The sequence below is a fragment of the Mycolicibacterium neoaurum ATCC 25795 genome (genome assembly GCF_000691525.1).
GTDB lineage: Bacteria > Actinomycetota > Actinomycetes > Mycobacteriales > Mycobacteriaceae > Mycobacterium > Mycobacterium neoaurum.
Genome location: NZ_JMDW01000038.1, coordinates 1 through 458, shown reverse-complemented (window position 1 = coordinate 458; position 458 = coordinate 1). Strand labels below are relative to the sequence as shown.

General features: G+C 66.4%; 1 protein-coding gene. It reads left to right on the top strand.

From position 1 onward, the window contains the following. Positions 1–141: 141 nt before the first annotated feature. The coding region (locus IC40_RS26710) for a transporter substrate-binding domain-containing protein (protein ID WP_036470892.1) at positions 142–458 on the top strand (317 nt) is incomplete at its 3' end.

The window sequence follows — 458 nt, the reverse complement described above, 5'->3', positions numbered from 1 at the left end:
ACCGGCGACAAGAGCGTCAAGATCGCCGGCACCGTCGGCGAGAAAAGTGAGCAGGGATTCGCGGCCCGCAAGGACAGCGGCTACCTGCCCGAGTTGGATCGCGCACTCAGCGAGCTGCGCGCCGACGGCACCCTGACCGAGATCTCCCAGCGATACCTCAAGGCCGATGCCACGGGGGCACCGGCCTCCACCCCAATCCGGGACGCCGGCGTGCTGCGCGTCGGCACGGAAGGGGTGTATGCGCCGTTCAGCTACCACGACCCGGCGACGAATGCGCTCGTCGGTTACGACGTCGACGTGGCCAGGGCCGTCGGTGAGAAACTCGGCGTCCGGGTCGAGTTCGTGGAAACGCCGTGGGACTCGATCTTTGCCGCGCTGGAAGCCAACCGCTTCGACATCGTCGCCAACCAGGTAACCATCAACCCCGAACGGCAGGCCAAATACGACCTGTCCCAACC